This window comes from Parapusillimonas sp. JC17 (assembly GCF_052180245.1).
Classification (GTDB): Bacteria; Pseudomonadota; Gammaproteobacteria; order Burkholderiales; family Burkholderiaceae_B; genus Parapusillimonas.
Genome location: NZ_CP197474.1, coordinates 4,131,975 through 4,151,023 on the forward strand (window position 1 = coordinate 4,131,975; position 19,049 = coordinate 4,151,023).

General features: G+C 62.5%; 18 protein-coding genes. 5 read left to right on the top strand and 13 right to left on the bottom strand.

Going from position 1 to position 19,049, the window contains the following annotated elements; genetic code table 11:
- Nucleotides 1–16: 16 nt before the first annotated feature.
- The 4 genes from ACSBPU_RS19935 to ACSBPU_RS19950 form a co-directional block, all read right to left on the bottom strand.
- Nucleotides 17–1,084, bottom strand: coding sequence for an Ldh family oxidoreductase (locus tag ACSBPU_RS19935; RefSeq protein WP_442593533.1), 1,068 nt, complete (start codon nt 1,082–1,084; stop codon nt 17–19).
- Entirely contained in the window at nt 1,081–5,064 is a 3,984-nt protein-coding gene (gene putA, locus ACSBPU_RS19940; RefSeq protein ID WP_442593535.1) for a trifunctional transcriptional regulator/proline dehydrogenase/L-glutamate gamma-semialdehyde dehydrogenase, read from the bottom strand. Before putA ends, ACSBPU_RS19935 begins: the two co-directional genes overlap by 4 nt.
- A gap of 120 nt (nt 5,065–5,184) precedes the next feature.
- Nucleotides 5,185–6,045, bottom strand: coding sequence for an N-formylglutamate amidohydrolase (locus ACSBPU_RS19945; RefSeq protein ID WP_442593537.1), 861 nt, complete (start codon nt 6,043–6,045; stop codon nt 5,185–5,187).
- Nucleotides 6,045–7,040: a tripartite tricarboxylate transporter substrate binding protein BugE gene (locus ACSBPU_RS19950; protein ID WP_442593539.1), complete on the bottom strand. Its 996-nt coding sequence runs from the start codon at nt 7,038–7,040 to the stop codon at nt 6,045–6,047. The genes ACSBPU_RS19945 and ACSBPU_RS19950 overlap by 1 nt, the downstream gene beginning before the upstream one ends.
- A gap of 126 nt (nt 7,041–7,166) precedes the next feature.
- On the opposite strand from ACSBPU_RS19950, the gene ACSBPU_RS19955 reads away from it, so the two are divergent.
- A complete protein-coding gene (locus ACSBPU_RS19955) occupies nt 7,167–8,075 on the top strand; it encodes a LysR substrate-binding domain-containing protein (RefSeq protein WP_442593541.1) in 909 nt (302 codons plus the stop codon).
- A 130-nt stretch (nt 8,076–8,205) separates the two neighbouring features.
- Here the strand turns inward: ACSBPU_RS19955 and ACSBPU_RS19960 are convergent, their stop codons facing one another.
- Genes ACSBPU_RS19960 through ACSBPU_RS19970 form a run of 3 tightly spaced genes read right to left on the bottom strand, consistent with a single transcriptional unit; the run spans nt 8,206 to nt 11,259 of the window.
- Entirely contained in the window at nt 8,206–9,396 is a 1,191-nt protein-coding gene (locus ACSBPU_RS19960; protein WP_442593543.1) for a multidrug effflux MFS transporter, read from the bottom strand.
- 7 nt (nt 9,397–9,403) lie between these two features.
- Entirely contained in the window at nt 9,404–10,387 is a 984-nt protein-coding gene (locus ACSBPU_RS19965; protein ID WP_442593545.1) for an OmpA/MotB family protein, read from the bottom strand.
- Nucleotides 10,384–11,259: a MotA/TolQ/ExbB proton channel family protein gene (locus tag ACSBPU_RS19970; RefSeq protein WP_180067104.1), complete on the bottom strand. Its 876-nt coding sequence runs from the start codon at nt 11,257–11,259 to the stop codon at nt 10,384–10,386. Before ACSBPU_RS19970 ends, ACSBPU_RS19965 begins: the two co-directional genes overlap by 4 nt.
- Nucleotides 11,260–11,354: 95 nt before the next feature.
- On the opposite strand from ACSBPU_RS19970, the gene ACSBPU_RS19975 reads away from it, so the two are divergent.
- Nucleotides 11,355–11,636 (top strand): peptidylprolyl isomerase, encoded by a 282-nt coding sequence (locus ACSBPU_RS19975; RefSeq protein ID WP_442593547.1) that lies wholly within the window; start codon nt 11,355–11,357, stop codon nt 11,634–11,636.
- A gap of 49 nt (nt 11,637–11,685) precedes the next feature.
- Here ACSBPU_RS19975 and ACSBPU_RS19980 read toward each other — a convergent pair whose 3' ends face one another.
- Nucleotides 11,686–11,892: a dodecin gene (locus ACSBPU_RS19980; RefSeq protein ID WP_180067102.1), complete on the bottom strand. Its 207-nt coding sequence runs from the start codon at nt 11,890–11,892 to the stop codon at nt 11,686–11,688.
- 71 nt (nt 11,893–11,963) lie between these two features.
- Here ACSBPU_RS19980 and ACSBPU_RS19985 point away from each other — a divergent pair, with 71 nt between their 5' ends.
- On the top strand, nt 11,964–12,977 hold the full coding sequence (locus ACSBPU_RS19985) for a sigma-54 interaction domain-containing protein (RefSeq protein ID WP_442593549.1): 1,014 nt from the start codon (nt 11,964–11,966) through the stop codon (nt 12,975–12,977).
- On the opposite strand, the gene ACSBPU_RS19990 is transcribed toward ACSBPU_RS19985, so the two are convergent.
- The 3 genes from ACSBPU_RS19990 to ACSBPU_RS20000 are packed head-to-tail and all read right to left on the bottom strand — an operon-like array spanning nt 12,964 to nt 15,667.
- Complete coding sequence (locus ACSBPU_RS19990; RefSeq protein WP_442593551.1) at nt 12,964–13,932, bottom strand: tripartite tricarboxylate transporter substrate-binding protein; 969 nt, start codon at nt 13,930–13,932, stop codon at nt 12,964–12,966. The genes ACSBPU_RS19985 and ACSBPU_RS19990 overlap by 14 nt on opposite strands.
- 20 nt (nt 13,933–13,952) lie before the next feature.
- Complete coding sequence (locus ACSBPU_RS19995; RefSeq protein WP_442593553.1) at nt 13,953–14,294, bottom strand: DUF4387 domain-containing protein; 342 nt, start codon at nt 14,292–14,294, stop codon at nt 13,953–13,955.
- 11 nt (nt 14,295–14,305) lie between these two features.
- Entirely contained in the window at nt 14,306–15,667 is a 1,362-nt protein-coding gene (locus ACSBPU_RS20000) for an acyclic terpene utilization AtuA family protein (protein ID WP_442593555.1), read from the bottom strand.
- A gap of 271 nt (nt 15,668–15,938) precedes the next feature.
- Here ACSBPU_RS20000 and ACSBPU_RS20005 point away from each other — a divergent pair, with 271 nt between their 5' ends.
- Together ACSBPU_RS20005 and ACSBPU_RS20010 are read left to right on the top strand one after the other, a co-directional pair.
- Nucleotides 15,939–17,150, top strand: a complete 1,212-nt coding sequence (locus ACSBPU_RS20005) for an MFS transporter (protein WP_442593557.1) — start codon at nt 15,939–15,941, stop codon at nt 17,148–17,150.
- A gap of 173 nt (nt 17,151–17,323) precedes the next feature.
- Nucleotides 17,324–17,497, top strand: coding sequence for a hypothetical protein (locus ACSBPU_RS20010; protein ID WP_442593559.1), 174 nt, complete (start codon nt 17,324–17,326; stop codon nt 17,495–17,497).
- On the opposite strand, the gene ACSBPU_RS20015 is transcribed toward ACSBPU_RS20010, so the two are convergent.
- Both ACSBPU_RS20015 and ACSBPU_RS20020 read right to left on the bottom strand, forming a co-directional pair.
- On the bottom strand, nt 17,475–18,113 hold the full coding sequence (locus tag ACSBPU_RS20015) for a helix-turn-helix domain-containing protein (protein ID WP_442593561.1): 639 nt from the start codon (nt 18,111–18,113) through the stop codon (nt 17,475–17,477). The genes ACSBPU_RS20010 and ACSBPU_RS20015 overlap by 23 nt on opposite strands.
- Before the next feature lie 15 nt (nt 18,114–18,128).
- On the bottom strand, nt 18,129–19,049 hold the full coding sequence (locus ACSBPU_RS20020) for an N-carbamoyl-D-amino-acid hydrolase (protein ID WP_442593563.1): 921 nt from the start codon (nt 19,047–19,049) through the stop codon (nt 18,129–18,131).

Consider the following 19,049-nt stretch of genomic DNA (forward strand, 5'->3'; position numbering starts at 1 on the left):
GACCCCGAGGCCGCGGTTAGGGGGTCAGACCCGGTACGGGGTCTGACCCCACGTGACCCCCTGCCAGCTCGCGCAGGCGTACGAGCTGTTCATGGTCGACCGCCACGCCCAGCGATTCGGCTTCCCTGCGCTCCTGGTAACGGCGGTCTCCCGGCATGCGGGGCTGGCCGGCGTCATGCATGGCGCGGATCAGCGCTTCGGCGCGTTGCGCGAAGTTGCCGCCCGTCCCCCTGGAGGGATCGATGACGATGAACAGTTGCCCGGTGCGAGGCGTTTGCGCACCGGGATGATCCGCCCAAGTGAAGTCGAAGGAAAAGTTGCCGCCGGTCAATGCCGCGGCAAGCAGCTCGACCATCATCGACAAGGCGGAACCCTTGTGGCCCCCGAAAGGCAGCAGTGCGCCGCCGTCCAGTATTGCCGCCGGATCCTGGGTGGGCGCGCCCGAGCGGTCGACACCAAAACCCGGCGGCAACCGCCGCCCTTCCCGGGCGGCAATCTGCACGTCGCCATGCGCGATCGCGCTGGTGGCCAGATCGAACACCAGGGGATCGGCGTTATCGCGCGGAGCGGCAAAGGCGATGGGATTGGTGCCGAACAGCGCCTGCCGGCCACCATGGGGGACGACGCAAGCCATGCTGTTGACGAAGGTGAGCGCCACCAGGCCTTCCCGGGCGAATGGCTCCACGTCCGGCCACAGTGCCGCGAAGTGATGGGAATCATGGATGGCCAGCAGCGCAATGCCGTTGTTCCTGGCCTTGGCGACGAGCGCTGCGCGCGCGGCCGCGAGCGCCGGCTGCGCGAAGCCATTGCGCGCATCGACGTTGAGGTAGCCCGGTGCCGAGTCGCTGACGACGGGAACCGCCTTGCCGTCCACCCAGCCGCTGGCCAGGGTGGAAAGATAACCCGGTATGCGGAAAACACCATGGCTGTGGGAGCCGTCGCGCTGCGCGCAGGCAATGTTGTCCGCCAAGATGGCGGCTACCTGGGCCGACGTTCCGTGGCGTTCGAAGATGCGTGCCAGCAATGCTGACAGTTCGGCCAAGGGAATACGAACCGTGGTTGGATTGTCTTGCATGATGCTCATCCTATGGTCATCAGGCTGGCGTTGCCGCCCGCTGCCGCCGTGTTCACGCTGACGGCGCGCTCGACGAGCAGGCGCTCCAGCGGTATGCCGGTCTCGCCGTGCGCCAAACCAACGAGGCTTGCAATCGGCCCGCGGCGCTGCGCAATCCACTGGGATGCCGCGCGCAACTGATCGCCATCGCCATGATGCAGCACGACATCGAATGATACGTCGTCCGCGGAACAATCGGCCGCCAAAACAATACGCGCACGCACGGCGGCGGGCAAGCTTTCGTACATACCGCGGGTCAACGGACCATCCTCCCACACCACCGTCGGACCCACCGCGACCGCGGCCGCAAGCTGGGCCAGCAGGTCCGCCTCGCTGGCAGCCAGGCAGAGCACGCGTGACCGTGGCAGCAGGCGATAAGTGTTGCTTTCGCCGGTCGGGCCGGGCAGGTTGCGTGTGAGCCCGCTTTGGGACAGGCCCGCGTAATGGTCGCAAAGCCGCGCCAAGTCGCTGCGTCCTTCTTGCAGAGCCCAGGCCTTCAAGGCTCCGAGTGCCCCGCCATCCTTCTTTGCCAGCATGTCGCGCAAGCGGGTATCCGGCGCGCGTCCGCCGTCGAGCCGGGCCAGCGTACGTCCCACTGCGTCCTCCGGCCGGCTCGCCAGCAGGCGATAAAGATATAGCGGCCCGCCGGCCTTCGGACCCGTGCCCGACAGTCCTTCGCCACCGAATGGCTGAACCCCGACTACAGCGCCGACGACGTTGCGGTTCACGTAGATGTTTCCTGCGTGCGCACGCTCGACCACCCGGTCTATCGTTTCGTTGATGCGTGTATGCACGCCCAGGGTCAGCCCATAGCCCGTGGCATTGATTTGATCGATCAAGGCATCGAGATCTTCACGGCGATATCGAAGCACATGCAGAACGGGGCCGAAGACCTCGCGCTCGAGTTCGTCCAGACTGTCCAGACCGATAAGCGTGGGCGTGACGAAGGTGCCATGCACCGTCGCTTCGGGTTCCATGCGCGCCAATCGGTCGACGGAATGCCCGCTCGCCTGCATGGCCGATATATGCCGCTCGATATTGGCCTGCGCCTCGGCGTCAATGACGGGCCCGATGTCCACGGCGATATGGTCGGGGCTGCCCATGCGGTACTCGGCCATGGCGCCCTTGATCATGGCAATGATGCGATCGGCCACGTCTTCCTGCACACATAGCACACGAAGTGCCGAGCAGCGCTGGCCGGCGCTGTCGAACGCAGAGGTGACCACGTCCTGGACGACTTGCTCGGCCAGCGCCGATGAGTCGACGATCATGGCGTTCTGGCCACCTGTCTCTGCGATGAGCGGTACGGGCCGGCCCAGGGCGTCCAGACGCCCGGCCAAGCTGCGCTGGAGGATGCCGGCGACTTCGGTCGAGCCTGTGAACATGACTCCACGGATCCGCTCATCGCTCACGAGCGCGCCACCGATTGCGCCATCGCCCGGCACCAGCTGCACCACACCCTCCGGCACGCCAGCCTGCAGCAATAAGCCGATGGCTTGCGCGGCAATGAGCGGCGTCTGTTCAGCGGGCTTGGCGAGCACGGTGTTGCCGGCCGCCAGCGCCGCCGCCACCTGACCGGTGAAAATGGCAAGCGGAAAGTTCCAAGGACTGATGCAAACGACCGGACCGAGAGGCCGGTGGCTGTCGTTGGAAAAATCCTGGCGCGTCTGCAGCGCATAGAACCGCAGGAAGTCCACCGCTTCACGAACCTCGGCAATCGCGTTTGAAAATGTCTTCCCCGCCTCGCGCACGATCAAGCCGATCAACGGTTGGATTTGCCCTTCCATCAAATCGGCGGCACGCTCGAGGATGGCAGCACGCTCAATACTGGGCGTGGCCTGCCAGATCGGGCCGGCGGCCAGCGATGCATCGATGATGCGGGGAATGTCTGCAGGCGCCGTATTCGCTACGTGGCCGACGATGTCGCGGTGGTCCGCCGGGTTAAGCACGGGCTCCGGTCTGGACTCCGTCGCCGCGCAGGCCAGCATGGGCCGCGCCGTCCAGTCTGCATGCGTGGAGGCCAGCAAAGCGCTCGACAGGGAACCGAGCCGGTGCTCGTTCGAAAGATCGACGCCGCTGGAATTGAGCCGGTCTTCGCCATACAGGGCGCGGGGCAGCGGAATGCGCGGGTGAGGCAGTCCCGCGGCGCCCTCGTCCCCTGTCATTCTCGCGATCGACACCGCCGGGTCTTCGACCAGCGACGCCACGGGAATGTCGGGGTCAGCGATGCGGTTGACGAAAGACGTATTGGCGCCGTTCTCCAGCAGGCGGCGAACCAGATAGGCAAGCAGCGTCTCATGTGTTCCGACGGGCGCGTATATGCGGCAGGGCCGATCGAGGCCGCCGTTGGCCCGCTTGCCTACCACTTGCTCGTACAGCGGCTCGCCCATCCCGTGCAGGCACTGGAACTCGTACTGGCCCGGATAGTAGTTCTGCCCCGCCAGGTAATACACGGCCGCCAGGGTGTGGGCATTGTGGGTGGCGAACTGCGGATAGATGGCGTCCGGAACGAGCAGCAGCTTGCGCGCGCAGGCCAGGTAGGAAAGATCCGTGTACACCTTGCGGGTGTAGACCGGATAGCCTTCCAGGCCGTCGATCTGCGCCCGCTTGATCTCGCTGTCCCAGTACGCTCCTTTTACCAGACGGATCATCAAGCGGTGGTGACTGCGACGAGCCAGGTCTATGAGGTAGTCGATGACGTAGGGACAGCGCTTCTGATATGCCTGGATCACGAAGCCGATGCCGTTCCAGCCCTTCAGCGTCGGTTCGAAGCAAAGGCGTTCGAGCAGATCCAGCGAGATCTCCAGCCGGTCCGCTTCCTCGGCATCAATATTGATGCCGACATCGCAGCCCCGTGCCTGCTGCACCAGGCCCAGCAAACGCGGATAGAGTTCATCCATGATGCGCGCGTACTGGCTGCGGCTGTAGCGTGGGTGCAAAGCCGAAAGCTTGATGGATATGCCGGGGCCTTCGTAGATGCCGCGGCCATTGGACGCCTTGCCGATTGCATGGATGGCCTGCTCGTATGCCGCCAGGTAGCTGCGCGCGTCGTCGTCGGTCATGGCCGCCTCGCCCAGCATGTCGTAGGAATAGCGGAATCCGCGGGCCTCGAATGCACTGGCATTCGCCAGCGCCTGTCCGATGGTTTCGCCTGTGACGAATTGCTCGCCCATCAGGCGCATCGCCATGTCGACGCCCTTGCGTATCAAGGGCTCGCCGCGCTTTCCGATGATGCGGTTCAATGCGCTGGAGAGGCCGGCTTCGTTATGGGTGGACACCAGCTTGCCGGTAATGACCAGTCCCCATGACGCCGCGTTGACGAACATGGACGGGCTTTGGCCGACGTGCTGTTGCCAGTTTCCGTTGCTGATCTTGTCGCGGATGAGCGCGTCCCGGGTGCCTTTGTCCGGAATGCGCAGCAGCGCCTCGGCCAGGCACATGAGTGCGACACCCTCCTGAGAGGACAGCGAAAACTCCTGCAGGAGCCCTTGGACCAGGCCGGCACGCCCCCCCGCACTCTTCTGGTTTCGCAGCTTTTCCGCGAGCCGGTATGCCAGCGCCCCGGCCGATTCAGCGACGTCTCCGGGCAATCGCGCCTGATCGAGCAGCATGGGTACGACCTCCTCTTCCGGACGCCGGTATGCGCCCGTGATGGCGGCCCGCAAGACCGATTGCGGAAGTATGCTTTCGGCGAATTCCAGGAATGGCTGATGGGTGGCCTCGGGCAGGGATTCCATCGCCTCGACCTCGCCCCGCGCAACGCGCGCCGCAACGCTGTGCAGCTCGGTCACCGAGACCCCGCTGTCGAGCGATTCGAGATAAGAAAATATGGACTGCTTGATGACCCAGTGAGGGCTGCGGTCGAGCTTGCGCGCCGCCTCCTTGAGGCGGTTGCGGGTGGCTTCATCGAGCTTGACGCCCAGGGTGGTGCTTGCCGAAGTCGTGGCCATGATAATAGAGTGCCGTAAAGATAAGGTTGCGCGTCTGGAAATTACACTACAGGTTGCACCTTGGGTGCAACCTGGTACAACCTTTTTTCTTTACAGGGTTAACCCTAATACCCGGCCCGCCTAAATCTTCGAACGGACATAGCCGGCCACCACTGCCAATATCTCGTCCAGGTCGCGCTGCAGCACGGCAAAGCCGGCGTTGCGCTCGCGGGTGGCTTCGTCCATGTAGACCGGACGCCGGATTTCAACCTGCAGGCTATGGCGGCGCTGTGCGGGCCGGCCAATTTGCGCGATCAACTGGACGCCCTTGTAAGGGTCATTGCGGGCGACGGTATAGCCCCTGGCGCGCAGTTCATTGTCGATGAGATCGACGAATTCCGGCTCGCAAGTCGTACCGTCGCGGTCGCCCAGCACGAAGTCCGCCAGCGGGCGGTCGCTGCGCAGTCCCAACCGCTCGTAAGCGTCGTTCGGCATGGAATGCAGGTTCAGGTGCCACAAAGCCCCGAACTGCTCGTAGCGCTCTTGCACCGCCCGCGACAAGGATTCATGATACGGACGATAGTAGCCGTCGATGCGCCGCTGGACTTCCGCGACGCTCAGCTTGCGGTCGTAGACGGCCGTTTTCGGGTCCATCCTGGTCCAGACCAGGCCCTTGCCCAGGCGGGTCTTTTCACCGGGCGACAACGGTTCGGGCCAAGGCCCGTCCAGGGTGTCGGGATCCAGATCCGCCAAAGTGCGATTGGGATCGATATAAGTGCGGGGAAAGGTCGCCGCGATGAGTGTCGCGCCATGCCGGGGCGCGGCTTCCCACAGCGCATCGACGTGGGTGTCCTCGCCTTGACGCAATTGGCCCAATGGAACGGCATGCCCGAAATCTTCCGGATATGCCGTGCCGCTGTGCGGCGAATCGCAAACCAGTGGTATGGCGGCGCCGGTCGGGTCGAAGCGAACGACCGGCTTGCCTGCTTGGACTGCTGCCATTATTGCGGCTTGATGTCGGCGGCCTTCGCGACCTTCGTGTAGCGATCGATTGCGGCCACGATCTGCTTGGCGAACTCGTCAGGCGTATTGACCATGACAGTCGCGCCCGCGCTCTTGGCACGCTCCAGGAACTCGGGATTCGTCGCAGCCTTTGCCACGGCCTGATTCAACCGAGTGATGACTTCCTTGGGCGTCCCGGCCGGCGCCACGAGGCCGAACCAGCCGCCCGTGCCCATTTCGGGGAAGCCCAGTTCGCCGTACGTGGGAACATCCGGCAAGACGGCGCTGCGCTCGGCGCCAAGAATGGCCAGCGGACGCAGACGCCCCTCCAACAGGTGAGGCAGGGTCGAGGACAGGTTGTCGGTAATGGCGTCGACCTGCCCGGCGAGCGCATCATTCAGTGCGGGGCCGGCCCCGCGATACGGCACATGCAGCAGCTTGATGCCCGAAAGCATCATGAAGTTTTCGATATTGGCATGCCCCAAAGACGCCACGCCGGGAGACGCGAACGAATACTTCATTGGATCGGCCTTGGCCAGGGCGATGAAATCCTTCATGTCTTTGGCCGGGATCTTGGGATGGACGGCGAATACGCTGGGTACGCCCAGCACATTGGAAATGGGCTCGAAGTCCTTGATGGGGTCGTACTTGAGATCCGTATAGATGGCGGGATTGGACCCATGGGTGCTGACCGTCGCCATGCCGATGGTATAGCCGTCGGCCTTGGAGCGGGCGATCTGCTCGGCGCCCAATGCGCCGCCCGCGCCGCCCTTGTTCTCGACCACGATGGACTGACCCAGTTCGCGGCCGACATACTCGGCGATCAGGCGCCCGACCAGATCGGTCGAACCGCCCGTGGCAAAAGGCACGATCAGGCGTATGGCGCGATCAGGGTAATCGGCTGCGACCGCCGCGGTGGCTGAACAGCCTATCAGGAGACCGGCAACGCCGGCCATCGCACGGCGCACAAACTTGGTGGTGAATGAAACGGACATGGCGACTCCATTAATGGGAAAAGGTTGCATCGCGGAGTATCTGCAATTTACGAAGCAGGGACAAACGACTATATTTCAGCTTTCCATTACTTTTGGTAATGCTCCTGTTTCATCAAGGCGTTGCGCATGAGGCTGCACTCTCCTTCCATGTCCGAATTACATGCTTTCCTGACCACTGCCCGGCTGGGCAGCTTCACAAGGGCAGCAGAGCAGCTGTGCGTCACACAAGGCGCGGTCAGCCGCGCCATCGCCCGGCTCGAAGTGCATTTTGGGCAGCCGCTGATGACGCGGAATGCGCAGGGCCTGGTATTGACCGCCGCCGGCCGGCAACTGATGGAGGGCACGGAAGCGCCTGTGCGCGCCATCGAATCCGTGTCGACCGAGCTTCGGCTCGCCGCCGGCCACCTGAATCTCAGCCTGGCGGTAGTCCCGACATTGGCCAGCGTGTGGCTCGTGCCGCGGCTGCCGGAATTTCACCAGCGCCACCCGGAAATCTCCCTGTCCTTCGCTGCGTACCGCCGCGAGGAAGACTTCTCGCGGTCCACGCCGCATGCCGCCATCCTGAGCGGCGTGCCGGAGCAATGGCCGCATTGGCAGTGCGATTACCTGCTGGGGCGCGAAATCGTCGTGATCTGCCATCCCGACCGCCTGCGCGAGCGCCGGGCCCAGGGGCGCTGGACCGATCCGGCCGAGCTTCTGGACGAGCCTCTGCTCTACCACGCCAATGCCCCCGGCAACTGGCAGCACTGGTTTGCCGCGATGAACGTGACGGGCAAGCCCAAGAGCGGCACCACGCTCGACCAGGTTTCCATCATCGTCCGCGCGGTCATGGCCGACATGGGCATTGCCGTGCTGCAGCGCTGCCTGGTCCGCGACGAGATCGAAGCAAGCCGGGTCGCGGCTCCGTTCGACGTGCCGGTTTCCCTGGATCGCGGCTATGTGCTGTGCAGCCCGCTGCAGCGCAAGGACCACCCGGCCCTGGCGGCCTTCCGTTCATGGATTCTGGATGCCGCCGCGCGCGATCCCTCGGAATAGGGCCGGCCCCGTCGAATCAAGGACGAGGGGTCAGACCCCGTACGGGGTCTGACACCGGACTACAGGCGATGATGGGAGAAGGGGTCAGACCCCGCATGGGGTCTGACCCCAGGCAACAGGCGACTCTGGGTCAGGCCCCATGCGGGGCCTGACCCAGAGTCCGGCTTGCCCACCACAGCACGATGCTGAACGTGGCGCCGCCGGCCATGCCCAGGGCGAGCAGCATCGCGTCATGGAAAAGCAGCGGCGCGATCGTGCCTGAAATCAGCGCAAAGATGGTCATCTGCACGAAGCTCTGCAGCGAGGACGCCATGCCCCGCATGCTGGGAAAAGTACCCAGCGTGACCACCGTCATGCCCGGCAAGGCCAGCGACAGCCCAAAGGCGTAGATGAAAATCGGCAGAACGGCCCACGGCACCGAAGGCACGAAGAAAGCGTTGTATAGCACGTTGCTGAGCGCCCCCAGGGCAATCGCGACCTGCCCGCAATGGATCATTGTGGCGGGCGCCAGCTTTTCGGCAAAGCGCGAATTGATCATGGATCCCGACACCATGCCCAGGATGAAAGGAATGAACAGCCAGCCGAAAGCGGTTTCCGACATGCCCAGAATGTTCATGATGAAACTTGCCGCCGACGAGATATACAGGGCAAAGCCTGAAAACGCGAATCCCACCGCCAGGATCGCCAGGACGAACGAAGGCTGGCGCATTGCATGCAGGTAGTTGGCCACGATGACGCGCAGGCGGAACGGCTGCCGCCGGTTCTCCGGCAAGGTTTCAGGCAGCTTGCGCAGGCTCGCCACGATCAAGAGAATGCTCACGATGGTCAGCAAGCCGAAAACCGAACGCCAGCCGCTGAGGTTGTTCAAATACCCGCCAAGCACCGGCGCGATGGCGGGCGCCAGGCTGAACACCATCGTGATATTGGCGAACAGGCGCTGCGCGTCCGCTCCGTGGTAGCGATCGCGGACAATGGCTTGCCCGACGACCCGTCCCGCTCCTGCCGAACAGCCTTGCAGCCCTCGAAAGAAAAGCAGCCACCCGAACGTGGGCGCCAGCATGGCGCCCACGGAGCCTATGCCGAACAAGACCAGCGAGCCGATGATGACCGGACGCCGGCCGAAACTGTCGGACAGCGTGCCGTAGAAAAGGCTCATCAAGGCAAAGCATGTCAAGTACAGACTGAGCGTCTGCTGGACCATGGCCTGGCTCACTTCGAATTCGCTGCCGATGCTGTGAAAGGAAGGCAGGTAGGCGTCTGTGGCGAATGGGCCGAGCATCGCCAGCCCGGCGAGCATGAAGGTCAGGGTTCGAAAATTCATGTGCAGCTTAAGGGTTGTTGTCGCGCGCGGGCGCTGGAGTCTGTTCGAGGATGATTTCCACCCGCCGGTTGCTGGCGCGGCCTTGTTCCGTGTCATTGCGGGCCAGCGGCCGTGTGTCGGCATAGCCGATGGCTCGCAGCCTGGCGCGCCCGATGCCGTTGGAGGCAAGGTATCGAACCACCCTGCCGGCCCGGGCGCTCGACAGCTCCCAGTTGGAAGGGTACTGGCCTCCGCGTATGGGCAAGGCATCCGTGTGGCCCTCTACGGTGACGGCGTAATCGCTGTCCTTGAGGACCGGAAGCAGCTTGCGCAGCACCGCGAGCCCTTCGAGGCTCAGGTCGGCCTTGGCGGAGCCGTACAGGATTTCGCTATTGATCCGGAAGCTGATGGACTCCTGCTTGCGGATGATTTCGACATCATCGCCCAGCTCCGGCAAGGCCAGCATATCCATGCCTCCCGCCGCCGGCTCGGGAACGGCCGGCGCCGCTGCGGCAGGCACGCCATGGCCATTCCCCATCACATGCCGCAATACGGCATCTGGATCCGTTTCCGCCTGGAAGTGCGATGGCAGGTCGACGACGAGCGCCGCTTCAAGGGAGCGATCATCTGCCAGGAGGGGCGCGTACGTGGGCGAGTCCCAGTCCGTTTGAGCAATGATGGCCGGCAAGGGATCCGCATCGACGGGTGCCGACGGCCTTGGCGGCGCTGCCGGCGCCGGGACCAGAGCGGGAATGGGCGGCGTGGGCGCTGGAACGGCCGTGATGGCATCGGGCGCCGCCACCCCGGGCAACAGACCGCTATGGGCCGGCAATAGCCCGGAGGTCGATGGCGGTTCAGGCGCCAGTTTGGCTGCCTGCCCGGACAAGGCCAGCATGACCACCAGCAGCACGAGCAACAAGGTGATCAGGTCCAGATAGGTCAAGAGCCAGCCCTCGGTTTCCTCTTCGGGCACGGGTTCGACATACCATTTGTTCTGATGCACCACGCTCATGACGGCCTGGTCTGCGGCTTGGCCTTGGGCTTCGGCCGGCGAAACCGAATGCGGGACGTCTTGGCCGGCTCGGTCAATTGCTCTTTGGCGCGCCTGCCCTGGTGATCGTTGATTTCGTCTTCATGTTCTTCCATGAAGGAATTGAGCGTCTCGCGCATCAACGACGGGCTGCGCTTCTGGCACATCATGGAAACGCCCTGCATGATCATGCTCATGACGATCACGCGCTGTTCGGTGCGCCGCTCGAGCTTGACCGCCACGGGCTTGAGCAGCAGATTGGCGAACAAGATGCCGTAGAACGTGGTCATCAAAGCCAGCGCCATCTGCTGGCCAATAGCCGCCATGTCGCCGTCTCCGAGCAGGAAGAGCAGATTGACCAGCCCCACCAGCGTGCCCAGCATGCCGAACGCCGGCGCAAAGCCGGCCATCGTCCTGAAAAGCTGCGCCTCCGCGCGCTCGCGGGCACGCAATCGGGACACCCGCCATTGCATGAGATCGATGATGTCCTGCTCTGGCGTGTGGTCTATGACGAGCTGGACGCCGGTCTTGAGAAAAGGATTGGAAACATTTTCAAGAGCCGCCTCGACCTTGCGGATGTCGTCCTTCATCCATAGCCGTGAAATCGAGATGAGATCGTCGATATCCTGCTCGGTGTGCAGGCGCTCGTTGCGCAGCACAGGACCGAGCAACCGGAAGATGCGCAGCACTTCGCGCAAGGGGTAGCTGATGAAAGTGGCCGCCAGCGTGCCGATGACGACAATGCCCAGGCTGGGCAAGTCGATGAACGAGGCGGCGTCCTCTGCGGAAAAGAACAGCACGGCGCCCAGCAGGACCACGCTTGCGACAATGCCGATAAGGGTCGAGGGATTCATGCGCCAATATTATACGTGGGGCCATCCCGACCGGCGCACCTTCCGGCCATGTTTGCGTTACTCTTGTATGTTCAATTCTTTGAAGGAGTACTTTCATGACCCAAGCCTCAGCTCGCCATATTCTCGTCGACACGGAAGCCAAGTGCCAGGAACTCAAGACCGCGATCGAGAGTGGCGCGGATTTCGCACAAGTAGCCAAGGAAAATTCCAGCTGCCCATCCAGCCGCGACGGCGGCAACCTGGGCACCTTCGGCCGCGGCCAGATGGTCAAGGAGTTCGATGAGGTCGTGTTCAGCGCGCCGGTCGGCGTAGTGCAGGGCCCGGTAAAGACGCAATTCGGCTACCACCTGGTGGAAGTCACCAACCGCGAAGACTAAGATACGCGACGGAACGGCCCGCTCTTGCGGGCCATCCCGCAACCCGGGGTCAGTCCAGCGTGAATCCCACCTTGATGGAAACCTGCCAGTGCGCTACCTTGCCGTCGACGACATGCCCCCGCGTATCGGTAACGGTAAACCACTGGATATTGCGCACGGTCTCGTGCGCCTTGGCAATGGCCGTGCTGACAGCGTCTTCGATGCTGTCGGGGGAAGAACCGGTCAGATCCAACTGCTTGTAGACATGATGACTCATGGTGTGGCTCCTGAAGTTGGGTGAGGGACTCGTCTCCATGTTATTCCATTTAGCGCAGGATGCAATCCGCCATGAACGGTCCCGCCACGCTCAGCACCGCCGCCATCGTCGGCCAGCATCCTTCCATCGTCCAGCTGCGCGACCTCGTCGGGCGGGTGGCCCGGAGCAAGGCGGGCATCGTGCTCATTTACGGGGAAACCGGCGCAGGCAAGGGGCTGGTCGCCCGTGCGCTGCATGCGCAGTCCAATCGGGTCCAGCACAATTTCACTGAAATCAATTGCGCGGCAATTCCGGGCAATTTGCTCGAGTCGGAGCTTTTCGGCCACGAGCGCGGCGCTTTCACCGGGGCCGTCGACCGGAAGGTCGGGCTCCTCGAAATCGCCAATGGCGGCAGCGTGTTCCTGGATGAAATCCGGGAGCTCGACCCCATCATGCAGGCCAAGATACTGACGCTGCTGGACAGCCGCCGGTTCCGGCGCATCGGATCGATCCAGGAGCTGACCACGACGGCGCGTTTCATCGCCGCGACCAACAAGATACTGCTCAGCGAAGTGGCGGCCGGCCGCTTCCGCGACGATCTTTACTATCGCCTGCAGGTGGTGTCGATCAATATCCCGCCGCTGCGGGAGCGCGGGGACGATGTTTTCGTGCTTGCAGACCAATTCCTGCGTAAATTCAACGCCATGCATGAAAGCCGTTTCACGGAAATTTCCCCGCAGGTCAGGGAGATCTTCAAGCGCTACGCCTGGCCCGGCAATGTGCGTGAACTCAGCAATCTGCTCGAGCGCATCTGCATCCTGGAGGAAGGCGACGTCATACTGCCGGATCATCTTCCGCCGCGCATCGTGCGCGAAGTCGCACCTGCGGCTCTTGGCCAATCCGGCATGATCCCGCCCTCTTCCGGGAAACCGTCCGGCGGCTATGCCGAGCAGACGGCGCTTTTCCAGAAGCGACTGATCGACGAAGCGCTGCAGCGCAACCAAGGCAGGCTTGCGCCGGCAGCCGAGTCGCTGGGCCTGTCACGCCACGCCTTGCGCCATCAGATGCAGAAGCTGGCGCAATACCTCGACATCAATTGGCCGTGATGTCGTGCTGCTTGGCAAGCGCCTTCCATCGGCCCAGATCGCGCTCGACACGCTGGGCGAATTCGTCGCTGGAAAGCGAGGCGGGAACGGTTCCGTCCAGCTTCAGCAATCCCGCCAGGCGCGGTGACCGATTGATCTGATTGAACGCCTTGTTGTATTTTTCGACGAGGTCGGACGGAGTGCCGGCCGGCGCGAAGATTCCCACCCAGATATCCACATCGTAGCCGGGCACCGTGGCGGAAGCGGGCTGCAGCTGGGGAAATGCCTGGTCCTGGCCCGGCGCCGTCGTTGCAATCAGCCGCACTTTCTTCGTTTCGAGCAAAGGCGCCAGCGAACTGTAGTTGGCGAGCATCAGTTCGATACGGCCCCCTGCCAGATCGCCCGCCGCCGCCGCGGCCCCCTTATAAGGCACATGCGTCATTTTGACCTTGGCCGCATCGGTAAGCAGGGTCGTAGCCAGATGCGCCAACGAGCCGATGCCCGACGTACCGTAATTCAGTTTCCCGGGTTCGGCCCGCGCCGCATCCAGCACCTGCGAAAGAGATTGATAAGAGCTCTCGCCCGATACCGCGATCACCAAAGGGCCCTGGCCGACCATTGCGACCGGCGCAAAGCTTTTCAGGGCGTCATACGGCATGTTGGGCTGGGTGGATGCCGCGGTGACGAAGGTAGAAGAGGTCAGCAGAAGCGTGGCGCCGTCAGCGGCGGACTTGGCCACATGGCTGGAACCGATGACGCCGGCGGCGCCCGCACGGTTTTCCACGATGACATTGATTTTGAGCTGGGCGGCCAGCTCGGGCGCTACGACCCGGGCAATGGAATCGTTGCTGGCGCCGGCCGAAAAAGGGACCACGATCGTAATCTGGGAGGGAACCGCCGATGCGGCGGTGGCCGTGGCTACCCCCGCCAGCAGGGTCGACACGGCAAACGCCGTCTTGTAGATCAAAGGCTTCATCAATATTTGCTCCTTGAAGTTCAGATTCTTGTTTTCGGTTGCTGCATATCCACGGGAAGCTCAAGCAAGGGCGCATACTGCTGCGCGCCGAAGATATCTCCGTCCCCGGCCGAACCGCTGGGCCGCTTCCGGAAGATCGTGAATTTGATTGCCAGGCCCGGATCGTATTCCACGAAGTCGCAGATACGCTCGGGTTCGAGATCGTACAGGCGGCACATGCTTTCCCGCGTCAGTACGCCGGCCTTCTTGACGGCCTGATAGATATCCGGGTCGCGAAAGATGATGTCGAAGGTGATCTTGTTGACCCCTGCGTTCTTGCTGCGTATGGTCTTTGCGAGTTGGTCGAGTCGGTAGGTGGTCATTGCGTGCTCCGTCAAACGCCTGCGCGGGTGATATGTGTAGGAAAGAGTTCGAGCCCGTCGCCGACGGGTATCGTATGGTTGAGCGTCCAGCGATAGGCGGCGCTTGCCTGCACGACTTCGTCCAGCGGAAATGCAACAGAGCCCGCCGTGCCTTTCACGTCGGGCAAACGCGCATAGAACATTTGGCGCAAGCCCGTCAAGGTGACTTCCTCGGCCATGTCGCGGGTCGGTGCAACGCCCTGCACCATGATGCCCAGTTCATGTCCCACCTGGTGGCGCAGGGGCTCGAGCTCTCCCATCACACCGTCCCGCCCATAGACGTTGTAATGCAACTGGTAGCCCTCTTCGCCGAAGCTTTCGCGCACCTTGTCGCGAGCCCAGTCGATCACACGGTCGATGTTGGCAATGGTGTAGGGATCCCTTACGCCGCAGAATCCGATGTAGCGCTCCCCCACTTTGCCGGAACCCTCCAGTTTTACGCGCATGCTCGCGGCAGGGAAGAAACGCGATCCGGTGATGCGGGTCGTTTTTTCATCCAGCTGCTCGTACCGGCAATGGGTCATGTCCAGCTTGCCGCCGGCAACGTACTCTTCAAAGGGATTGGACCGCTCGTACATGGCGTGGCCCGCCACCGACGCAATGGTGCAGCGCTGGTCGGGATGCATGGCGGTAACCTTGACGTCTTCCTGAGAGATCATGCCCATGACGGTCTCTTTGCCCCCATAAGGCTCGGCGCAGAACGAGGCGCATTCCAGCACCTTGCCCAGATAATAGGCGTTGTCCTCGGGGAAGCCGTTGAAGATGGCGGGAGCGGCGAATACCGCTGCATCGGAGCTGCGGCCTCCTATGATGACGTCGGCGCCCTCTTCAAGCAGCTTGACGTATGGATGCACGCCCGCCACCGCCACGATGCGTTCGGTGGCGTTCAGTTCATCCTCGGTCAGATCCGCATAGCCGTCCAGGCCCAGCACGGCGTCTCCGGCACGCAGCTTGCGCCGCACGATCTCCTTGTCCACCTCGGAATAGAAGTATCCAAGCTTGAATTCGGGCAGCGCGTGCTTGACGGCCAGCTCCTTGATGATGGCCACGTACAGGTCGACGCGGCTGTCGGCCCCTGTGTCGCCGGCCGAACCGATGATCATCGGGACTTTCAAGCGGCGCGCGGCGAGCAGCATTTTTTCCAGATCGTGCCGCTGCCAGGCCTCGGGGCTGGTGGAGGTATCGGACCCAAGCGGCACCGGACCGACATCGTCGCTGCCTGAGTCCGCGGCGATATAGTCCGTGCCGGCCTCTACGCCCAGCTGGAAGCTCTCGTTGCGCAGCGGCGCAAAGCCAAGGTGTCCGTTCGGACAAATGATTTTCATTGTTTCCATCTATCTGCTCATGAATGTTAGGGTTACGAAGCCGCCTGCAGTCGACCGTACCCATGCATACGCAAAATGGATGCCAAGTTGAAAATCAAAATTTTTTCTTATAAATCAATGGGAAAAACTCTGCGCTGTCGAAAACCAGTAATTTATGCGTGAATTTAACTCGGAGAGTGCGTGAAACACACGCAATGTTTCACTCAACGGAAAATCGCAACGGCGCAATGCTAATATCACCCCCTGCGTCTCGCCGTCCTTTCCCTTCCAAGAATCGATCATGTCCACAACCACCCCATCTTATATGCGCACGCTGTATGCCGGCGCGTTCGTCGTGCTGCTCGTCATGGGCGTGCGGGCCACCTTTGGGCTGTTCATGCAACCCATGGGCACGGAACTGGGATGGGGGCGCGACGTTTTCTCGATGGCGTTCGCCATCCAGAACCTGGTGTGGGGCGTCGGCTCCATCTTCATGGGCATATTGGCCGACCGCTATGGAGCAGGACGGACAATCGCGCTGGGCGCCTTGCTTTTCGTGTTCGGGATGGTCGGCATGCGGCTATCCACCGATGAGCTTTCCTTGTACCTGACCGCCGGCGTGCTGGTGGGACTGGGCCAGGCAGGCACCACGTTTCCCGTGATTCTGCCGGTGATCGCCCGCGCGGTTCCGCCGGCATACCGAAGCACAGCCATGGGCATCGCCAGCGCGGGCGGATCGATGGGGCAATTCACCGTCGTGCCGATCGGGCAGATTGCCATTTCCACTTTTGACTGGACCGGCGCGCTTTGGCTGATGTCCTTGTTCGCCGCCGCGGCCATGCCCTTGGCCTTGCTGTTGCGCGGCAAGCCGGACGCCTCAGCGACAGGCGGACATCAATCCCTGGGCACCGCTGTCCGGCAAGCCTTCCGGCACCCATCGTTCCACTTCCTGTTCTGGAGCTATTTCGTCTGCGGCTTCCATACCGCCTTCATTACCCTGCATCTGCCGGCCTACCTCGTCGACGGCGGACTGAGCGCCGGGCATGGCGCAGTCGCGATTGCCCTGATCGGCTTGTTCAATGTAGCGGGATCCTTTTACGCGGGCAAGCTGGGCGGGCGCTACAGCAAGAAGAATCTGCTGGCCGCGGTGTATTTCCTGCGCGCTTTCGGCATTATGTTCCTGCTCGCCATGCCGATGTCGCCGTGGGTCGCATATGTATTCGCGGCATGGATGGGGCTGTTCTGGCTGGGCACCGTGCCGCTGACGCAGGGCTTGATCGGGCAGATCTATGGCTTCCGATATGCCGCCACCCTGTCGGGCATCGCTTTCCTTGGCCATCAGATCGGCAGCTTCATCGGCGTATGGCTGGGCGGCTACGCCTACGGCGCTACCGGCAGCTATGCCAGCGTCTGGTGGGCCGGCATTGTGCTGGCGGTGGTGGCGGCGGCCTTGTGCCTGCCCATCAGGGAGCAGCCGCTGGCTGTTGGGGGGCAGGCTCCGCAAGGAGCGTGATGGGATTGGGTTCAGACCCCATGCGGGGTCTGAACCCTCGAAATACCGGTAGCCGACTGGGGTCAGACCCCCATGCGGGGTCTGACCCCCCAGTGACCTCGAAGGCTTATACTATGGCTGATGGGGGTCAGACCCCGTACGGGGTCTGACCCCATTAACAGACGCATGCAGCCATGAATACCGAATCAAGCACTTCCGACACTCAGTCGCCGTCCGCAGCCTCGCGGCACCGGCACGTCGTCGGCGCGCTGGTGCTGGCAGCGGTGCTGGGGCTGTCCTTCCTGGGTTACCTTACGCCCGACATGCGCATCCAGTGGGAAAACTTCATGTCGATGTGTGGTTTTTGAACGGCGGGTTGGGCATATCGGTGCAAACAGCCAGGACCCGCGCCGGCGCCTTGCTGGTGGACAAATACACATGGCCGACCGAGCTATCGAAGTACGCAGCCTCGTTCCGCTTGAGGCTGATGGCTTCGCCCGTTTCGAAGACGATACGGATGGCCCCCGACAGCACATAGGTGAACTCCTGTCCCGGGTGCTTGATGTATTCGGTGAATTCTTCGAGATCCCGGGAAAAGATGGTGGCCATGATGGGCGTCATGACCTTGCCCGATGTTTCGCTGAACAGGAACTGGTGCCGATAGGTATCGGTAAGATATTCGTCCTGCTCGAGGCTGCTGGCCTTCAGTACCTGCCCGTTCAGCCGGTTCGGCGCATGGTCGGCGCCTGTTTGCAGCAACACGGACATATCCACGTCGAGCGCCAGCGAAATCGCCACGAATTTCTCGTAGCTCAAGGCGGTTTGTCCTAATTCCGCCTTCGACAAGGTGGACAAGGCCACGCCCGACGCCGCCGACAGCTGCTTGAGCGTGAAACCCTTCTGCTTGCGTATGGCTCGAAGACGCGTGCCCATCGCCTCTTTCGAGACGACTTTATGATTCAGCGCATCCGTATTCGATCCCATGGCCCTCCCCCGTTCTTATAAAGGCGAACGGCTGGCACCCACACGATCCACGATTGCCCGATAGTGCTCGGGTCTTCTGTGCCGCTCGTAGTGGAAGATATTACCGCGGTAGCCGTCGGCCATGCTCATGTCGCACACGTAGTTGATCACCTCGTCGTCCTCCGACAACGCCTGGACGGCGATTTCGCCGGTGGGGGCGACGATGCAGGACCCGCCTATCATGTGCACGCCCTCTTCTACACCCGCCTTGGCGGCGGCCGCCACCCAGCATGTGTTCTGGTAGGCGGCAGACTGCAAGGACAAGTGGTTGTGATGCAGCGGCAAATGCTTGGGCTCTCCCAACCGGCCATAGCCGGTGGGCGTGTTGTAGCCGACCATGACCAGGTCGACCGCCTGCAGGCTCATGACCCGGTAGGTTTCGGGCCAGCGCCTGTCATTGCAAATGCACATGCCGATGCGCGTGTCGCCCGCGTCGAAAACCGGAAAGCCCAGGTCGCCCACCTCGAAGTACTTTTTTTCGAGGTGCTGTATGGGATAGCCGTCTTGCGACTGAGCGTCGCCCGGTATGTGGATCTTGCGGTATTTACCGATGATGCTGCCGGTGCCGTCGACGAGAATCGACGTGTTGAATTGACGCTCGCCATCGAGCTCGGCATAGCCAAGGTAAAAACCCACGCCCAGCTCACGGGCCAGGTCGAACAAAGGCTGTGTCTCTTTGCCCGGCATCTGTTTCTCGAAGAAGCTCGCCACTTCCTGCGGGTCGTCCAGGCTCCAGCGAGGGAAGAAGGTCGTGAGCGTCAGCTCGGGAAACGTCACCCACTTGGCGCCACGGCTCGCGGCGTCTTTCAACAGCTCGCACAAGCGCGCAACGGTCCGGCTGCGGGTATCGCTACGGGCGATGGGGCCTACCTGGGCCACGGCAATATGTAATTTCAA